This window comes from Candidatus Pristimantibacillus lignocellulolyticus, from assembly GCA_023639215.1.
Lineage (GTDB): Bacteria > Bacillota > Bacilli > Paenibacillales > Paenibacillaceae > Pristimantibacillus > Pristimantibacillus lignocellulolyticus.
Genome location: CP097899.1, coordinates 2910001 through 2928535 on the forward strand (window position 1 = coordinate 2910001; position 18535 = coordinate 2928535).

The window sequence follows — 18535 nt, forward strand, 5'->3', positions numbered from 1 at the left end:
AGTGCGGGGATGAGGTGGGGGTAGCGGAGAAATTCCAATCGAACTCGGAGATAGCTGGTTCTCCCCGAAATAGCTTTAGGGCTAGCCTCGGATTAGAGTGTCGTGGAGGTAGAGCACTGATTGGGTGCGGGGCCCGCCAAGGGTTACCAAGTCTAGTCAAACTCCGAATGCCACAGACATGTTATCCGGGAGTCAGACAGTGAGTGCTAAGATCCATTGTCAAGAGGGAAACAGCCCAGATCATCAGCTAAGGTCCCCAAGTGTGTGTTAAGTGGGAAAGGATGTGGAGTTGCACAGACAACCAGGATGTTGGCTTAGAAGCAGCCACCATTTAAAGAGTGCGTAATAGCTCACTGGTCGAGTGACTCTGCGCCGAAAATGTAACGGGGCTAAACACACCACCGAAGCTATGGCATGTACCATTTGGTACTTGGGTAGGGGAGCGTTGAATATAGGTTGAAGTCAGACCGTAAGGACTGGTGGACAGTATTCAAGTGAGAATGCCGGTATGAGTAACGAAAAGACAAGTGAGAATCTTGTCCGCCGTAAGCCTAAGGGTTCCTGAGGAAGGCTCGTCCTCTCAGGGTAAGTCGGGACCTAACGCGAGGCCGAAAGGCGTAGTGGAAGGACAACAGGTTGAAATTCCTGTACCACCGAAAACCGTTTGAGCAATGGGGTGACACAGAAGGGTAGTGACGCGGACTGATGGAATAGTCCGTCTAAGTAGTGAGGCTTGTCGATAGGAAAATCCGTCGGCTATAAGGCTGGGCTGCGATGGGGAGCGAAAATTATAGTAGCGAAGGTCATGAGCTCCGGCTGTCAAGAAAAGCCTCTAGTTAGGTATAGGTGCCCGTACCGCAAACCGACACAGGTAGGCGAGCAGAGCATGCTAAGGCGCGCGGAAGAACTCTCGTTAAGGAACTCGGCAAAATGACCCCGTAACTTAGGGAGAAGGGGTGCCCCGGTAGGGTTAATAGCCCGAGGGGGCCGCAGTGAAAAGGCCCAATCGACTGTTTAGCAAAAACACAGGTCTGTGCGAAGTCGTAAGACGAAGTATACGGGCTGACGCCTGCCCGGTGCTGGAAGGTTAAGGGGAGTGGTTAGGGGTAACCCGAAGCTATGAACCGAAGCCCCAGTAAACGGCGGCCGTAACTATAACGGTCCTAAGGTAGCGAAATTCCTTGTCAGGTAAATTCTGACCCGCACGAATGGCGTAACGAATTGGGCGCTGTCTCAACGAGAGATCCGGTGAAATTTTAATACCTGTGAAGATGCAGGTTACCCGCGACAAGACGGAAAGACCCCATGGAGCTTTACTGCAACTTGATATTGAACTTTGGTACGATCTGTACAGGATAGGTGGGAGCCTTTGAGTCATGAGCGCCAGCTTGTGAGGAGGCGACGTTGGGATACCACCCTGATCGTATCGGAGTTCTAACCTGCTACCCTGAATCGGGTAGAGGGACCGTGTCAGGTGGGCAGTTTGACTGGGGCGGTCGCCTCCTAAAGAGTAACGGAGGCGCCCAAAGGTTCCCTCAGAATGGTTGGAAATCATTCGAAGAGTGCAAAGGCAAAAGGGAGCTTGACTGCGAGACCTACAAGTCGAGCAGGGACGAAAGTCGGGCTTAGTGATCCGGTGGTACCGCATGGAAGGGCCATCGCTCAACGGATAAAAGCTACCCTGGGGATAACAGGCTTATCTCCCCCAAGAGTCCACATCGACGGGGAGGTTTGGCACCTCGATGTCGGCTCATCGCATCCTGGGGCTGAAGTAGGTCCCAAGGGTTGGGCTGTTCGCCCATTAAAGCGGTACGCGAGCTGGGTTCAGAACGTCGTGAGACAGTTCGGTCCCTATCTGTCGCGGGCGCAGGAAATTTGAGAAGAGCTGTCCTTAGTACGAGAGGACCGGGATGGACGTACCGCTGGTGTACCAGTTGTTTCGCCAGAAGCATAGCTGGGTAGCTAAGTACGGACGGGATAAACGCTGAAAGCATCTAAGCGTGAAGCCCCCTTCAAGATGAGATTTCCCAATTAGTAAGACCCCTTGAAGACGACGAGGTTGATAGGTTCGGGGTGTAAGTGTAGCAATACATGTAGCTGACGAATACTAATCGGTCGAGGGCTTATCCTAAAATCTTTTCTATGCGCAAGCAAGAAGAGTACATTGATACAAGCATCACTTTGGAGTTTTACCTTTCCTATCCAGTTTTGAGGGTGCAAACCCTATGATTGATATACAGTTCGAATCGACAGCAATGGAGAGAAGAATTAGCCAATATCAATCACATGTTCTGAATACATAAGTATTAGAACGTTCATTATTCCCTGATAGCTCAGTTGGTAGAGCACTCGACTGTTAATCGAGTTGTCACAGGTTCGAGTCCTGTTCGGGGAGCCATTATGGAGAGCTGTCCGAGTGGTCGAAGGAGCACGATTGGAAATCGTGTATACCCTTATCCGGTATCTAGGGTTCGAATCCCTAGCTCTCCGCCAGTTTCTTTACAAAGCAAGGCCCGTTGGTCAAGTGGTTAAGACACCTCCCTTTCACGGAGGTAACAGGGGTTCGAGTCCCCTACGGGTCACCATTTATGGAGGATTAGCTCAGCTGGGAGAGCATCTGCCTTACAAGCAGAGGGTCGGCGGTTCGATCCCGTCATCCTCCACCATAAATATCATTATCGCGGGGTGGAGCAGTTGGCAGCTCGTCGGGCTCATAACCCGAAGGTCACAGGTTCAAGTCCTGTCCCCGCAACCAAATTTACTAAATAGAATAATTTTATTAATACGGAGCTGTGGTGTAGAGGCCTAACATGCCTGCCTGTCACGCAGGAGACCGCGAGTTCGAATCTCGTCAGCTCCGCCATTTCTTCTTCTATTAGGCTCAGTAGCTCAGTCGGTAGAGCAAAGGACTGAAAATCCTTGTGTCGGCGGTTCGATTCCGTCCTGAGCCACCATTTTTATAATACGCCGTTGTAGCTCAACTGGTAGAGCAACTGACTTGTAATCAGTAGGTTGGGGGTTCAAGTCCTCTCGACGGCACCATGTTTTACGGGGGATTAGTGAAGTGGCTAAACACGGCAGACTGTAAATCTGCTCTCTTCGAGTTCGGTGGTTCGAATCCATCATCCCCCACCATATAGGGGCATAGTTTAAAGGTAGAACAAAGGTCTCCAAAACCTTTGGTGTGGGTTCAATTCCTGCTGCCCCTGCCAGATGAATTTTGTTGAATAACATATGGCGATCGTGGCGAAGGGGTTAACGCACCGGTTTGTGGATCCGGCATTCGTGGGTTCAAGTCCCATCGGTCGCCCCATTTATTCAATAATACATACTTAACTGTTGTAGTTCATCGAAACGTTAAGGAGATAGATCTTGATGTTATTTTTTTGATTTCATTTTCTAATATCCTAGCAAACGTAAGTTTTGAATAACATACGGCGATCGTGGCGAAGGGGTTAACGCACCGGTTTGTGGATCCGGCATTCGTGGGTTCAAGTCCCATCGGTCGCCCCATTTATTCAAAGACAACACACTCGGTTAATCGTTGGGGATTAGCCAAGCGGTAAGGCAACGGACTTTGACTCCGTCATCTCAGGTTCGAATCCTGAATCCCCAGCCATAATATATATGCGGAAGTGGCTCAGCGGTAGAGCATCGCCTTGCCAAGGCGAGGGTCGCGGGTTCGATTCCCGTCTTCCGCTCCATAAAGTGGCGCCATAGCCAAGTGGTAAGGCCAAGCTCTGCAAAAGCTTTATCCCCAGTTCAAATCTGGGTGGCGCCTCCATAATAATCTTATACATGTGCGGCCTTAGCTCAGCTGGATAGAGCGTTTGACTACGAATCAAAAGGCCAGGAGTTCGAATCTCTTAGGCCGCGCCATATTCTTTTTAAACTACGCCGGCGTGGCGGAATGGCAGACGCGCTCGACTCAAAATCGAGTGGGAAACCGTGGAGGTTCGAGTCCTCTCGCCGGTACCATAATTAATTATTCAAAGCACTTTAGAAGCTTACTTCTAAAGTGCTTTTTTGCATGTATAGATAACAGTTTATCAGTTTGAATGTATAGTTAACGTTCGGTGCAACGCCTAAGTAACGATTTGGTTTAAGAATGTTGCTATGCTATACTAAGAGCATTATTTTGTAATTTAACTAATGTATTAGAGGGAACTGTATTTTGCCTATACCTAGTTTCAAGTTAATAAGGAGCCATAGAAATGTCTTTCGTTGATGCGAACTATTTCAGCACACATTTAAAGGAGCTACCGATAAAATCAAGCTACAAAAAATCAGATTTACTGATTAATACCTTTAGATTGAAGTCAGACGGAGACATTGAAATATTTTACTCTCCACATAATGAATACATTAATGTATCTGCAAAAGTAATTCTGGTTGGAATTACTCCTGGATGGCAGCAGATGGAGATTGCTTATAGAACGGCAATTCACTCTTTACAGGAACATAAGTCGTATGAGGAAGCTTGTAAGCAGGCGAAGATGGCCGCGAGATTTGCAGGAACTACAAGGACCAACTTAATTGAAATGTTACAAGAGATAGGAATACACAGCCTGCTAGGAGTACAGAGTGCTAAACAATTATTTGATCCCCAATGTACGCTTCTACACACAACTTCCTTAATTCGATATCCCGTATTTGTCTCGAAGCAAAATTATAATGGGCATAAACCTTCTCTAATTAAAAATGCCTTTCTGAATGAAGCAGCAAAGAAATCTTTTCTTGCTGAATTTGCTATGTTAGAAAATCCGTTTATTATTCCTTTAGGTAAATCTGTAGAGAGTTATCTAATGGAACTAATAGAGAATGAAATGATCGAAAATTGCAACATTATGTGGGGGTTTCCTCATCCGTCAGGCGCTAATGGACATCGATTGCAGCAATTTGAATCAGCTAAAGATGGCATGAAACAAATAGTGTCCCGATTATTGAAGTTATACTGATGAATAATAAACGGAACCAATAATTAAATAAATTACCTAAAATAATTGGTTATAGATCAAATATTGTTATAATAAAAACATTATCCTTGAAGAACTTGAATAAAAACTTGACGGGACAGTTAATTATATGATATATTCATGTGGTTGCTTCGAAGGAAGTTTACATATGGAGGATTAGCTCAGCTGGGAGAGCATCTGCCTTACAAGCAGAGGGTCGGCGGTTCGATCCCGTCATCCTCCACCATACTATAGTTTCAAAACATTGCCGCGGGGTGGAGCAGTTGGCAGCTCGTCGGGCTCATAACCCGAAGGTCACAGGTTCAAGTCCTGTCCCCGCAACCAATTGTTTTCAAAACCGAATTGTTGTCACGGAGCTGTGGTGTAGAGGCCTAACATGCCTGCCTGTCACGCAGGAGACCGCGAGTTCGAATCTCGTCAGCTCCGCCATTACAACAATAATTCATCTAAACTAATATGCCGTTGTAGCTCAACTGGTAGAGCAACTGACTTGTAATCAGTAGGTTGGGGGTTCAAGTCCTCTCGACGGCACCATGTAACATGGAGGATTAGTGAAGTGGCTAAACACGGCAGACTGTAAATCTGCTCTCTTCGAGTTCGGTGGTTCGAATCCATCATCCTCCACCATAATAATTATGCGGAAGTGGCTCAGCGGTAGAGCATCGCCTTGCCAAGGCGAGGGTCGCGGGTTCGATTCCCGTCTTCCGCTCCATAAAGTTGGCGCCATAGCCAAGTGGTAAGGCAAAGCTCTGCAAAAGCTTTATCCCCAGTTCAAATCTGGGTGGCGCCTCCATAATAAATTCATACATGTGCGGCCTTAGCTCAGCTGGATAGAGCGTTTGACTACGAATCAAAAGGCCAGGAGTTCGAATCTCTTAGGCCGCGCCATATTCTTGCTTTACATACGCCGGCGTGGCGGAATGGCAGACGCGTTCGACTCAAAATCGAATGGGAGACCGTGGAGGTTCGAGTCCTCTCGCCGGTACCAAATTTAATACTCAAAGCTCATTAGGAGAAATCCTAATGAGCTTTTTTTGTATAATTACTTCTTTTATGCTGATTCCATTGCCTACTACTAGCGTAGCGAAACTATGTCGAAGCCGGTGAAAGCTAATACGTTAACGTAAATATAATGTATACAGTATCTACCATATGCATTCTAGCAGCTGACATTACAAACAAATATTTACTTAAATAAGGGATATATGGTAAAGTTTAATAAATTAATGATATATGTAACGAAAATTAGAACAACACTTATGATGAAAATCAGGATTTTCATCATAAGTGTTGTTCTTTTGCTTTTGCTATCAGTGGCTTCAGTTATAAATGCCTCCGATTCTATCAAAGCAATTTTATAACCAGCGACTTACGAGTTTATCGGTACCATAAAAGAATTAGAAAAAGGTACTCAGTATCGAGTGGGAAACCGTGGAGGTTCGAGTCCTCTCGCCGACATAACATAGAATAGGAGTTGGGATTAATGATCACGAATCTAATACTTAGGCTCATAGAAGTTGAAAAACGCTATAGGCAAGGTCAAAGTGAAGTGATAGCGCTTCACAAAAGCAAGCTTGAAATCGAAGAGGGAGAATTTGTTGTTATTATGGGAACCAGTGGTTCTGGTAAATCAACGTTGCTTAACATTATAGGAGGAATGATCGCTCCTACTGCTGGGGCTGTATATTTACGTGATAAGAAAATAAAGTATGATACCAAGCATAGTGAGCAGCTTTCCGAATATCGGAGGAAAGAAATTGGTGTTGTGTTTCAGGATTATAATTTGATTGAGGCGATGACCGTTAGTGAGAACGTTGCTATTCCATTGATTTTAGATGGAGAGGCTGCCTCTTTCATTATAGAAAAAACAGAATCGATGCTAAAGCAGGTAGGTCTTGAGAAAAGAGGCAGCTTTAGGCCATACGAGCTTTCTGGTGGGCAGCAGCAGAGAGTTGCTCTAGCTAGGGCACTAGTTAAACAGCCATCCATACTACTTGCAGATGAACCAACGGGTAATCTAGATTATAATACGTCTAAGGAAATATTAGAACTTCTTTTAGAAATAAAGAGCAATGCTAGGCAAACGATTGTTATGGTGACGCACGATCCAATGATAGCAGCATACGGTGAGCGCATTTTATTTATGCAAGATGGTCATGTTTATGAACAGCTGAAGTTATCTGAAGAAATGAGTTCAGAGCAAAAAATAGAGAAGATCGTAACTGCGTTTTATAGAATGAAGGGAATGTCATCGTCATGCTAACATCAATGCTTGGAATTGCATACCGTTTATCTGTCGCTAATCGATCTAGAATGATTGCTTCCATTGCAAGTGTTGCGGTTGCAATGAGTTTAATTGTTTCGATGTCTCTGCTCTTGTCAAATATGGAGAGATCTTATAAGCAGCAGCTAGCAGATGTCTTCGGGGACGTTGACATCATTGTTACACCTCCTAAGCATTCAGATAATCAAATCGTTTACTTTGATCAGCGGGAGCAACAACTCATAGCAGAAGCTAATGGGGTTAAGCAATCATCTTTCATATTGCTTAATCCGATTGAGGGAGAAGAATTGTTTCTTATTGGCTTGCAAAATGATGAGCTCGCCAAAGTAAGATATAAATATACAGAGGATTTGCTTGATGATGAGGTTGTGATAACAGATAGTTTGGCACAACGACTGGGCGCTGTACAAGGGGAAATTATTAATCTACCGCTTAATCATATTGAACGTAAGGAATGGAAGCTAAAAGAAATTATAGAAGATGTGAATGTTACATCATTTCCCGATCTTGTATATATGAATATAACGACATTACAGAAACTTAGCGGTCTTGGAAATTTTTCCTCCGGTGTCATGCTTGATATTGATGATAATGTAGAGGCTTTATCTTTAGTAAGGCTTTTAGAACGAACGATTCAAGCTCCTGTAGCCTATCAACTTGTTAAGGATAGTGATCTAGCTAAAAAAAATACGGAAAGCATGCGCTGGATTTCAAGTGTTGTAACGATAGCCACACTATTAGCTAGTTTGGCTATTGTGTTAAGTAATTTTCGTCTCATGTTACAAAGCATACTACATCCCCTTATTGTACTTCATACAAATGGAGCTAAAAAGAGAGGATTATTCTCGATTATTCTTTACCAGCTTGCAGGGGTAGTTGGACTTGGCACTATTCTAGGTGGATTGACTGCCGCAGTGTTCAGTGTATCAGGGGCAGCGTTATTGGAACGTATTTTTTCCATTCAGCATGCACAGGTTACATTCAGTTGGAGACATATTCTGCTCAGTATGTTTATATATGGGGTTGTTCTCTTTATTTTGCTTTTACCACTACTGGCAAGAGGCTTTTCTAAGTTGCCGTTAGAATTTCGTAATACGATAAAGTCTAAGGAAAGAGGCATATCTAAAGCGCGAAAGTATGTTGCATGCCTGTTGTTGTTTTTTTCGATAGCATTGATTATCCCTCCATTATATTTTTATGGCAGCGTCATTTTATATCCGGTTGCTGGTGTGATGTTCGCTTGTGCGATATGGCTGTCCATGCCCATAATGTTTCAACACTGGCTCAATTTTCGCATAAATCAAGGCTTGCGTAAAAAGCAAAAAGAAAAAATGATTGCAATGCAATATTTATCTATTTATTTTAAACAAAATGTGCTTATTATTTTGGCTATCTCTATTTCAATTAATGTACCTGTCATTGGCTTTACGGTACTACATTCGGCGAAAGAGGCAAATATACAAATATTTAATGAAGAGTTTGTGGCTGATATTCATATGTATAATAATAGTATCACGGTAGCTCTTCCAGAGAACGTTGTTTCAGAGGTGACAAACATTAAAGGTGTACAGGCTGTTATTCCGGTTAGTCAGGATGATTGGGCCACTGTAATTAATACTAAAGCTTTATCTGAAGATGAGCGTTATCATAATCTTTATTATAAAAAAAGTGACTTGCGGCAATTGGTTAATAAGGGACTCCTTCCAACATTGCCAAACGATTTGTCTAATGTTGTCGTACTAACTTCTGATTATGCCAAGGAGCTTGGGGTTACTGTCGGTGATGAGCTTTTATTGCGAGATCCTGAGCAGGAAGACTTGCCGCGTGGAAATCTTCTTATTGCTGCAATTGTAGATGGATATATGCCCGGTTCGATGAGCATAAATACGCTGGCTTATGTCGATGCAGAGCAATCCATCGTAGGAGCAGATAAAGAATCCTTAGTCGGTAGTAGGGCAAGAGAGTGGAATACGTTGTTGCTTTACATAGATGAAGAACAGAGAACAGCAATATACGAGGAACTTCATGCCTATGCATCATTCTACACAAGTATTCGGTATAGTGACAAGCAGCTTGCTCTGAGCTCGATGGAGGAGTTTGCACATCAACGTTTCATATTTTTATACGCTATTGTTGCGGTGACATTACTTGTCAGTGCGATTGGCATTTATTATACAATGCACGCGTTTGTTAATGGGCGACGCAGGGAATTTGCTGTTTTATTTAGTTTAGGTATGAATTTTAGGCAGCTGCGAACGATGCTTGTACTGCAACTATGCTGGTTTTGCTTAATAGCAGGGATAACGGGAATTACTACAAGTTTGGCTATTTCCAGCACGTTGCTGCTTGCAATGGAGAGTCCGCTGATTGCAGTGCCGTGGGCCTTCATTGGCAGCATTATATTTGGAATGCTCAGCTTTGGATATGGCCTAGCTCTAGTATTGGCTCAGACATTAAGGGATAAGAGTATACCTCAGTTAATGAAAGCAGATTAGAGGAGAATATTTCGATAAGCTTATAAAATTAGCTAAAAGTGTTCTATTTGCTAAGTGAGTACGGCATTCACTTTATACCACTATTTGCGGAACTGTTTAACATTTCAAAACCTTCTATATAATTAATGAGCATGCCAAATCGGGTGTGACATTAGGAATATAGGAGGTCTTTTATTTGTTTCCATACCAGAATCAATCCTTTCTGATTTGCTATTGTGATTACATTTGTTTGAGTCATTACATTTCTAGGGTTCGCTAACATTATCAAAAAAAGTGCTTGCACATAACTGTATTCATATGATATAAAATAATTAGATGACAATCTAAACGTTTAAATTTTGTATAGATTACATTGATTAGCCACTGAAACTAGTATGAATACTGACTCCTGAAAGTAAATAGCTCTAAATTTCGTGAAAGTATAAAGCGGGAATATAGTAACGATTTACATTTATGAATTTGAAAGCGTTATTTTAATGAGTAATATCTAAACGTTTAGATTTTGTTTTTATACTTAGCATTGGCTATTATCCGTCACAGGATTAAGCATATAAATTATATTGGGGGATGAATAAATGAGTAAGAAAGGGAATTTATTGTTATCGCTTATACTGGCAGTTTCTATGATTTTAACAGCTTGTGGCAGTAATAATGGAGGAGGAAATACACCTTCTACACCGACAGAAACATCAAATTCAAATACTGAGGGAGAAGGAAAAACAGAAGCAGAGCAAACAAACCTTACGCTATGGACATTTGTACAACAACATGCTGATTTTTACTTGTATATGGCGGATGAATGGAATCAGGCAAATCCTGATAAACCAATTAAACTAGTTACTGAAAATATTCCTTATGATGAAATGCATACTAGATTATTAATTGCGTTGCAAACAAAAGAAGGGGCACCGGATCTGGTAGATATTGAACAGAGTAAGTTCCCTAACTTCATGAAGGGGGAAGTTCAGTTAGTTGAGCTAAACGATGTAGTTGAACCTGAGCTATCGAACATTGTGAAATCTCGCGTTGATATTTATAGCCAGGATGGCAAGTATTATGGAGTTGACTTGCATGTCGGGGCAACAGTTATGTTTTACAACAAGGAAATTATGGATCAAGCAGGCGTAAATCCTGATGATATTAAGCTGTGGTCTGATGTTGAAAAGTACGGAAAGATCGTTGTTGAAAAGACAGGAAAACCGTTTATTACGTTTGAAGGCGCAGGCAATTGGAGCTGGTGGCCAGCTATAAACCAGCTGGAATCTGACCAGGTGAGCGTGGACGGAAAAGTGATGTTGGATGATGAGCGAAATATTCGTGCAATGACGTTCTTCAAAAAGCTAGTAGATGAAGGAATTGCAGCTATTGCTCCGGGCGCTGGTCATGATACGCCTGAATATAAGGCCTATATGAATGCTGAAGGTGCTGCATCGGTATTTATGCCATTCTGGTTTATGAATCGCTTTACAGACGAAATGCCGGATCTGAAAGGCAAAATTATTATTAAACCAATGCCAGCATGGGATGAAGGTGGCAATCGTTCAGCGGGTATGGGTGGAACAGGCTTATCAATTACTAATCAAACAAAGCATCTTGAACTGGCGAAGGAATTCCTCGCTTACTCTAAGCTATCTAAAGAAGGAAACATTCAAGTTTGGAAGCAGCTGGGCATGGATCCGATTCGCACAGAGGTTTGGACAGATCCTGCAATGTCAGAACCTAACAAGTTTACGGAGTACTTCGGAAACGATATTTTTGACACTTTACTTGAAGTAAAAGACGAAATTTATCCAGTCAATATTCGTGAAATATCTCCTCAAGTGTTCGATTCAGTACGTAACGAGATCATACCGAGAATATTCCAATTTGGTGAGGATCCGGAAACAGTGATAAAAGAAGAAGCAGATAAGCTACGTAAAAGTTTACCATAAGCTATCCAGCTTAAAAAATGCAAGATGAAATGTATTTGCAGTCACTAGCATAATCTACAGCAGCAGCTCAATTCTTGCACTGTGAACGGGCTATGCTAGTGACTCTGCTTAAATAGACAGAGTGGAGGAGGGAAGGATACTTTGCATCAGAAAAAATCACGATTTAGAATTGGTAATTCGCAGCTAATAGCACCATATATTTTTGTTGCACCATTTATTTTATCATTTATTATCTTTTTCTCTTATCCGCTGTTCCAAGCGATTTTAATGAGTTTCCAGTCTGTTTTACCAGATCAGGTTACATTTATCGGCTTAGATAATTTCAAAAAGTTGAACAATCCAAGTTTCTACAAAGCTTTATACAACAATTTTAGATATACGATCTATACGGTTATTGTGTTAATTCCTATTCCATTAATTTTGGCTGTTTTCTTAAATTCAAAAATGATGCGACTAAAAAATATGTTTCGCTCGGCATTATTTTTGCCGGCACTGACATCTGTTGCTGTTGCGGGAATTATATTCAAACTAGTATTCAGTGAGCTTGACGGTGCATTAATGAATACCTTTATTCAATGGCTAGGATTTGATAGTCAAAAGTGGCTTTATTATCCTGGGTTGAGTATGTTTGCTCTTGTTGTTATTGCAACATGGCGCTGGATTGGAATTAATATATTGTACTTTTTATCCGCGCTGCAAAACATTCCAAAGGAGCTATATGAGGCAGCTGATATTGATGGAGCAGGCTTGTTCAGTAAGTTTTACAAAATTACAGTTCCGCTGCTAAAACCGATTACGATATATGTGTTAACGATTACAATATATGGCGGATTTGCGATGTTCACAGAAAGCTATATGCTTTGGGGGAGCAGAGGATCACCGCAAGATATTGGTTTAACGATGGTTGGTTATATTTATCAACAGGGATTTCAATATTTTGATTTAGGATTTGGTTCAGCTATTGGTTTAGTGTTACTCGTAATTACACTTGGTGTCAGTATGATTCAATTGAAATTTATGGGCTTGTTCGGAAAGGAGGACTAGATCATGGCTGAAAAACAAAGATGGAACTTCTCAGCAGTTTTTCTGTTACTATTTTTTATCATCTTGGCGGTAATGGCACTTTTTCCATTGTATGCACTGTTTTTAGCATCGATAAAGCCTTCCTCCGAGCTATTTCGTTATGGTCTTAATGTGCGGCTTGATTTTGATGTAATGACGCTTGCGAATTACAAAGCAATCTTTGCTGGAAAAGGTGGATCAGCGCATTATTTTTCGTGGTATAAAAACTCGATTTTCATCACTTCTTTATTTACGGTGCTATGTTTATTTTTATCCTCGATGGTCGGTTACGGACTAGCGATGTACAATTTCAAAGGTCGAAATCTTATTTTTACTCTTGTGCTCGCTGTCATGATGATTCCTGTAGAAATTATATTGCTGCCATTGTATCGACTATCTATTGATCTTTCAATTATTAACAGCATTTGGGGAGTTATTTTACCATTTGTAGTTGCTCCTTTACCGATTTTCTTTTTCAGGCAATTCGCATCAGGTATCCCTAAAGATTTTATGGATGCTGGTAGAATAGACGGTTGTAGTGAAATGGGGATCTTTTTTAGAATTATGATTCCGATGCTCGTACCTGCTTTTGGGGCAATGACGATTTTACAAGCAATGTTTAGTTGGAACAATTTCTTATGGCCTGTAATTGTATTACGCTCAACAGAAAACTTTACGCTTCCAATCGGTCTTGCTTCTTTGTTATCTCCAGTTGGCAACAATTATGAGGTGCTGTTGTCAGGTGCAGTATTAAGTATACTGCCAATACTAGTGTTATTTTTAATGTTTCAACGATTTTTTATCGAAGGTCTTACAGTTGGCGGTGTAAAGGGATAGCTTAAAATAGGAGAGATAGGTGTGAAAAATCATGCATACAAACAAAGATTCATCTCATATACTGCCACTTAAAGAAGTTATCATTGAGGATGAGTTTTGGTCTGAATATATTAATCTTGTAAGAGAAGTTGTTGTTCCCTACCAATGGGAGGCACTTAATGATAGAATTCCGGAAGCAGAGCCAAGTTATGCGGTACAAAATTTTAAGATTGCCGCGGGACTTGAGCAAGGTGAGTTCGGAGGCATGGTATTTCAGGACAGCGATGTGGCGAAGTGGCTGGAAGCGGCAGGATATTTGCTACAAACAAAGCCTGATCAAGAACTAGAGAAAATTGCGGACGACATGATCGATATTATTGCCAAAGCACAGAGACCGGATGGTTACTTAAACACTTACTTTACATTAAAAGAACCTAATCATCGCTTTACTAATTTGGCAGAATGCCATGAGCTTTACTGTGCAGGGCATATGATTGAAGCGGCAGTTGCCTATTATGAAGCAACAGGGAAAAGAAAGATATTGGATGTTGTTTGCAAATTGGCTGATTATATCGAGACTGTGTTCGGCAATGAGCCGGGTAAACTTGCTGGATATGACGGGCATCAGGAAATTGAACTGGCACTTGTAAAACTGTATCGTACTACTAAAAATAAAAAGTATTTAAACCTCAGTCAATATTTTATTGATCAGCGTGGAGCAAAACCTCATTTCTATGATGCTGAGTTTAAAAAGCATGGGGGTCGGATTCATTTTTCAAATCTAGCTATGGCACATGATTTGTCCTACAGCCAAGCTCATCTCCCTGTGCGGGAGCAAGAGACTGCGGAAGGGCATGCTGTTCGTTTAGTGTATATGCTAGCGGCGATGGCTGATTTGGCAGCAGAAAATCATGATGAAGATCTGCTGGCTGCATGCCGCAAGCTATGGAATAACATTGTGCATAAGCGGATGTACATTACAGGTGCTATTGGCTCGATGGAGCAAGGGGAGTCTTTTACGGCTGATTTCGATTTGCCGAATGATACAGCATATGCCGAAACATGTGCATCAATTGGACTAATTTTCTTTGCTCATCGCATGCTACAGCTTGAAGCTGATAGCAAATATGCCGATGTACTGGAAAAAGCGCTTTACAATACGGTTGTAAGTGGGATGGCGCGAGATGGGAAAAGCTTCTTCTATGTAAATCCGCTAGAAGTAGAGCCGAATATTTACGGTAAAAATCATAATTATGACCACGTAAAGCCGGTGAGGCAAGGATGGTTTGGGTGTGCTTGCTGTCCACCTAATATTGCACGGCTTCTTGCGTCGCTAGGACAATATATTTATACCCGAAAAGATCAAACCATCTATACACATCTTTATATTGGAGGAAAAGCTGCTATCGAGTTTGAAGGACAGAAGATCTCTATTGAGCAGCACTCTCAATATACATGGAATGGTAAAGTACGCTTTGAACTTTCGTTAGAGCGCTCAGTTACTTTTACTTTAGCATTGCGTGTCCCTGAATGGAGCGGAAAGGCAACGGTTTCGTTAAACGGTAAGCTTTTGACTGAACGACAGCTTAAGCAGGAGAAGGGCTATTTGCTGCTAGAGCGTTCATGGCAGACGGGCGATATACTTGAACTTGTTTTTGACATGCCAATACGCCGCATGAAAGGGCATCCATCAATTCGTCATACCGCTGCCAAGACAGCTTTGCAGCGGGGCCCATTCATATATTGCTTGGAGGAAGCGGACAATAGTTCAGAGCTTTACCAGCTACTTCTTCCTCGTGAAAGTGAACTGCAAGCCAGCTTTGACTCTGGGCTGTTGGGAGGTATTACAGTTATTTGTGCGGATGGCAAAAGACTGGTTCCAGGTGATTGGCAGGACGAAGCATTGTACTATGATGAGAAAGAGGTTGGCTGGAATGAACAAATCACAAAGTTAACATTCATTCCTTACTTTGCATGGGCGAATCGCGGGCAAGGGGAAATGACAGTGTGGGTAAAAGAACGATAAGATACGAGACTATTCTAATTGACATTTAGACCGTCAGCAGGCTCGAATTCTTAAAGAGATCACTTGCACATTAATAGAGAAGTATGCTATAAACAACTTAAAATCTAAACGTTTATATTAGGATGTGTTTAATGTGTCTAGAATCGGAATTAAGGACATAGCCGAGAAAGCCAATGTTTCTACTGCAACGGTCTCATATGTAATAAATGGTACGAGAAATGTCAGTCCAAAAACAAAAGAACGTGTATTAAAGATAATTGAAGAGTTGAATTATACTCCCAATGACGTCGCTAAAAGTTTGAAATCTCAACGTACCAACATAATTGGTGTAATTGCTGAAGACGTAACAGTTTTCAATGTGCCAGAAATTATTGATGGTATCAATGAGTATGCTGATCGGCACGATATGCATATTCTGTTGACGAATTTAAGGTTGCATAAGCGAGTTGGCCATAATTTCGGAGATGTTGATGCATATAAGAAATATGCGTCAAATGCTGTATCGAATTTGCTGGCCAAACAAGTTGAAGGCATTATATATATTGGTGTGCATCCGCGTGATGTAACGGGGCTCATAGACACAAAAGGAAAACCGATTGTGTATACATACTGTTACACAGAATCGGATATTTCTATTCAATATAACGATGAGCAGGCTTCCTATGATGCGACAAAATATCTAATGGAGCATAGACATCAGCGAATTGCTATTATTAGTGGATTAATGGATTCCTTACCATCAAGACTTAGATTTAACGGTTACTATCGTGCTGTTACTGAATTTCAGTTGCCTTTTGATCCACAGTTGATCAAGGTTGGAGATTGGGGACTAGAATCTGGTTACCAAATGACGAAAGAGTTGCTGCAACTGCCACAGCGACCGACTGCAATATTAATTATGAACGATATCATGGTAATAGGAGCCATGAGAGCTTTGTATGAAGCGGGAGTCGCAATCCCCAAAGATATCTCTATTATTGGTTTTGACAATCGGGAGTTTAGCGATTATGTTAGTCCGCGAATTACTACAATGGATTTGCCATTGCATCAGATGGGTTATAGTGCGATGGAGGCCATCATATCTATCGTTAAAGAAGAGGCAGTGGAGTGTGAAAGCAGTCCAACCTGTACACTAATTGAAAGAGACTCTGTTGCCTTTCTAATGCCTTAACCTTGAAGTAATATTTAGCAGAAAAGCGTTCTACATAGCTGCGGCGCAATAGAACGCTTTTCATTTGTTTACAAAAGAGTGGATAGAAAATATATTAATTAATTTACAATAGCTATTATCTAAACGTTTAGACAATAGATCTATTACAATACTGTTCCTTCATAAAGAGAATGTTTTTCATAGCAGATAACTTATAAAAGGAGAGAGACATTATGGTATTGGCAGCAAAAATGATCGTTGATAAAGATTTTGTAATTAGTAAAATTGATGATCGAATTTACGGTTCTTTTATTGAGCATCTAGGAAGAGCGGTTTATGGCGGAATATTTGAGCCCGGCCATCCGACAGCTGATGCCAATGGAGTTCGTCACGATGTTTTAGAACTAATTAGAAAGCTGAATGTGCCAATTATTAGATATCCTGGAGGAAACTTTGTATCAGGTTATGACTGGAAGGATGGGGTTGGACCTGTAAGTGAGCGACCGCAAAGGTTGGATCTGGCTTGGCGCACAGTTGAGCCGAATTTATTTGGTATGAATGAGTTTGCTATGTGGGCTAAAGCAGCGGGATCAGAAGTGATGTGGGCGATTAATCTTGGAACGCAAGGGGTAGAGGACGCAAGACAAATTATCGAATATGCGAATCACCCTGGAGGTAGTTATTGGAGCGATCTTCGTATTAAGCATGGTTATGAGCAGCCTCATCGCATTAAAACATGGTGTTTGGGTAATGAAATGGATGGGCCGTGGCAAATCGGACAAAAAACTGCCGATGAATATGGTAGGGTTGCTAGTGAAGCTGCCAAGGCGATGCGCTTGGTAGATCCTGATATTGAATTAGTTGCCTGCGGTAGCTCATTCCTTGGGATGCCTACATTTGCACAATGGGAAGCAACCGTTTTAGATCATACCTATGAGCATGTTGATTACTTATCGCTTCATCAATACTATGGAAATGCAGAGCAGGATACCGCTACATTCCTTGCACGCTCCTTGCAAATGGATCAGTTTATTGATAGTGTTACTGCAATTTGCGATTATGTGAAGGCAAAAAAACGAAGCAAAAAAACAATGAAGCTTTCATTTGACGAATGGAATGTATGGTTTCACACCTTAAATTCGGATAAGCAGATTCAACCGTGGCAAACTGCGCCAGCACAGCTGGAGGATATTTATACAATGGAGGATGCACTTGTTGTTGGTTGCATGATTATTAGTCTGCTGAAGCATTCAGATCGTGTAGGCATGGCTTGCTTGGCTCAACTTGTTAACGTCATAGCTCCTATTATGACTGAAACAGGAGGAGCTGCATGGACTCAAACGATATTCTATCCGTTTATGCATGCCTCCTTGTATGGAAGAGGCAATGCACTGATTCCGCTTATTCAGTCGCCTAAATACGACACGAAAGAAATTACTGATGTTCCTTACTTAGAGGCGATTGCTGTTCATAATGAAACTAATAATGAAATTACAATATTTGCTGTAAATCGCAGTTTAACTGACAAATTATTGCTGCAAATGGATTTGCGGAGCTTTGGGGTGGTAGCTCTGATCGAGCATCTAGTGCTGGAGCATGATGATCTAAAGGCAGTTAATACAGCCAAGATGCAAGCTGTAACGCCGCATGCTGGAGGTAATGCACGAGTTGAAGATCGAAGTATTGCAGCAAGCTTAACAGCAGCTTCATGGAATGTCATTCGCTTAAAAGTATATTCATAAATTGGAGTCATTTATTAAACGAATTGTGAAATATCAAAGACTACCTATAGTGC

9 protein-coding genes, 26 tRNA genes and 1 rRNA gene (1 of these 36 cut by a window edge) are annotated in these 18535 nt (G+C 41.7%); all 36 read left to right on the top strand.

Annotation, left to right across the window (positions count from 1 at the left end; genetic code table 11):
• Positions 1-2131, top strand: a 23S ribosomal RNA gene (locus NAG76_12165); it begins 800 nt to the left of the window's first position.
• 191 nt (positions 2132-2322) lie between these two features.
• A tRNA-Asn gene (locus tag NAG76_12170) sits at positions 2323-2398 on the top strand.
• 4 nt (positions 2399-2402) lie between these two features.
• Positions 2403-2493, top strand: a tRNA-Ser gene (locus NAG76_12175).
• 17 nt (positions 2494-2510) lie between these two features.
• A tRNA-Glu gene (locus NAG76_12180) sits at positions 2511-2585 on the top strand.
• Between the two features lie 5 nt (positions 2586-2590).
• Positions 2591-2666, top strand: a tRNA-Val gene (locus tag NAG76_12185).
• A 13-nt stretch (positions 2667-2679) separates the two neighbouring features.
• Positions 2680-2755 (top strand) — tRNA-Met (locus NAG76_12190).
• Positions 2756-2786: 31 nt separating this feature from the next.
• A tRNA-Asp gene (locus tag NAG76_12195) sits at positions 2787-2863 on the top strand.
• Between the two features lie 15 nt (positions 2864-2878).
• Positions 2879-2954 (top strand) — tRNA-Phe (locus NAG76_12200).
• Positions 2955-2966: 12 nt separating this feature from the next.
• Positions 2967-3042 (top strand) — tRNA-Thr (locus NAG76_12205).
• 8 nt (positions 3043-3050) lie between these two features.
• Positions 3051-3135 (top strand) — tRNA-Tyr (locus NAG76_12210).
• Between the two features lie 3 nt (positions 3136-3138).
• Positions 3139-3212 (top strand) — tRNA-Trp (locus tag NAG76_12215).
• A 25-nt stretch (positions 3213-3237) separates the two neighbouring features.
• A tRNA-His gene (locus NAG76_12220) sits at positions 3238-3313 on the top strand.
• Positions 3314-3437: 124 nt separating this feature from the next.
• Positions 3438-3513 (top strand) — tRNA-His (locus tag NAG76_12225).
• A gap of 32 nt (positions 3514-3545) precedes the next feature.
• Positions 3546-3619 (top strand) — tRNA-Gln (locus NAG76_12230).
• Positions 3620-3629: 10 nt separating this feature from the next.
• A tRNA-Gly gene (locus NAG76_12235) sits at positions 3630-3704 on the top strand.
• A 6-nt stretch (positions 3705-3710) separates the two neighbouring features.
• A tRNA-Cys gene (locus NAG76_12240) sits at positions 3711-3784 on the top strand.
• An 18-nt stretch (positions 3785-3802) separates the two neighbouring features.
• Positions 3803-3879 (top strand) — tRNA-Arg (locus tag NAG76_12245).
• Positions 3880-3896: 17 nt separating this feature from the next.
• Positions 3897-3978, top strand: a tRNA-Leu gene (locus tag NAG76_12250).
• 236 nt (positions 3979-4214) lie between these two features.
• Entirely contained in the window at positions 4215-4958 is a 744-nt protein-coding gene (locus NAG76_12255) for a hypothetical protein (protein ID URN92646.1), read from the top strand.
• 168 nt (positions 4959-5126) lie between these two features.
• Positions 5127-5202 (top strand) — tRNA-Val (locus NAG76_12260).
• 22 nt (positions 5203-5224) lie between these two features.
• Positions 5225-5300: transfer RNA gene (locus NAG76_12265), tRNA-Met, on the top strand.
• Between the two features lie 28 nt (positions 5301-5328).
• Positions 5329-5405: transfer RNA gene (locus NAG76_12270), tRNA-Asp, on the top strand.
• A gap of 29 nt (positions 5406-5434) precedes the next feature.
• Positions 5435-5510 (top strand) — tRNA-Thr (locus NAG76_12275).
• An 8-nt stretch (positions 5511-5518) separates the two neighbouring features.
• A tRNA-Tyr gene (locus tag NAG76_12280) sits at positions 5519-5603 on the top strand.
• 10 nt (positions 5604-5613) lie between these two features.
• Positions 5614-5688: transfer RNA gene (locus NAG76_12285), tRNA-Gly, on the top strand.
• Between the two features lie 7 nt (positions 5689-5695).
• A tRNA-Cys gene (locus NAG76_12290) sits at positions 5696-5769 on the top strand.
• An 18-nt stretch (positions 5770-5787) separates the two neighbouring features.
• Positions 5788-5864: transfer RNA gene (locus NAG76_12295), tRNA-Arg, on the top strand.
• Between the two features lie 18 nt (positions 5865-5882).
• A tRNA-Leu gene (locus tag NAG76_12300) sits at positions 5883-5964 on the top strand.
• Positions 5965-6459: 495 nt separating this feature from the next.
• Positions 6460-7239, top strand: a complete 780-nt coding sequence (locus NAG76_12305) for an ABC transporter ATP-binding protein (protein URN92647.1) — start codon at positions 6460-6462, stop codon at positions 7237-7239.
• Positions 7233-9755, top strand: coding sequence for an ABC transporter permease (locus NAG76_12310; GenBank protein URN92648.1), 2523 nt, complete (start codon positions 7233-7235; stop codon positions 9753-9755). The genes NAG76_12305 and NAG76_12310 overlap by 7 nt, the downstream gene beginning before the upstream one ends.
• A gap of 575 nt (positions 9756-10330) precedes the next feature.
• Entirely contained in the window at positions 10331-11686 is a 1356-nt protein-coding gene (locus NAG76_12315) for an extracellular solute-binding protein (GenBank protein URN92649.1), read from the top strand.
• 141 nt (positions 11687-11827) lie between these two features.
• A complete protein-coding gene (locus NAG76_12320; protein ID URN92650.1) occupies positions 11828-12730 on the top strand; it encodes a sugar ABC transporter permease in 903 nt (300 codons plus the stop codon).
• Between the two features lie 3 nt (positions 12731-12733).
• Positions 12734-13585, top strand: coding sequence for a carbohydrate ABC transporter permease (locus tag NAG76_12325; GenBank protein ID URN92651.1), 852 nt, complete (start codon positions 12734-12736; stop codon positions 13583-13585).
• A 31-nt stretch (positions 13586-13616) separates the two neighbouring features.
• On the top strand, positions 13617-15590 hold the full coding sequence (locus NAG76_12330) for a glycoside hydrolase family 127 protein (GenBank protein ID URN92652.1): 1974 nt from the start codon (positions 13617-13619) through the stop codon (positions 15588-15590).
• Positions 15591-15723: 133 nt separating this feature from the next.
• Positions 15724-16761, top strand: coding sequence for a LacI family transcriptional regulator (locus NAG76_12335; GenBank protein ID URN92653.1), 1038 nt, complete (start codon positions 15724-15726; stop codon positions 16759-16761).
• A 212-nt stretch (positions 16762-16973) separates the two neighbouring features.
• A complete protein-coding gene (locus tag NAG76_12340; protein ID URN92654.1) occupies positions 16974-18482 on the top strand; it encodes an alpha-N-arabinofuranosidase in 1509 nt (502 codons plus the stop codon).
• Positions 18483-18535 lie beyond the last annotated feature (53 nt).

Bases quoted from the DNA above. Each gene is read 5' to 3' on its own strand.
- NAG76_12255 (URN92646.1), top strand. From the start codon at position 4,215: ATGTCTTTCGTTGATGCGAACTATTTCAGCACACATTTAAAGGAGCTA.
- NAG76_12305 (URN92647.1), top strand. From the start codon at position 6,460: ATGATCACGAATCTAATACTTAGGCTCATAGAAGTTGAAAAACGCTAT.
- NAG76_12310 (URN92648.1), top strand. From the start codon at position 7,233: ATGCTAACATCAATGCTTGGAATTGCATACCGTTTATCTGTCGCTAAT.
- NAG76_12315 (URN92649.1), top strand. From the start codon at position 10,331: ATGAGTAAGAAAGGGAATTTATTGTTATCGCTTATACTGGCAGTTTCT.
- NAG76_12325 (URN92651.1), top strand. From the start codon at position 12,734: ATGGCTGAAAAACAAAGATGGAACTTCTCAGCAGTTTTTCTGTTACTA.
- NAG76_12330 (URN92652.1), top strand. From the start codon at position 13,617: ATGCATACAAACAAAGATTCATCTCATATACTGCCACTTAAAGAAGTT.
- NAG76_12340 (URN92654.1), top strand. From the start codon at position 16,974: ATGGTATTGGCAGCAAAAATGATCGTTGATAAAGATTTTGTAATTAGT.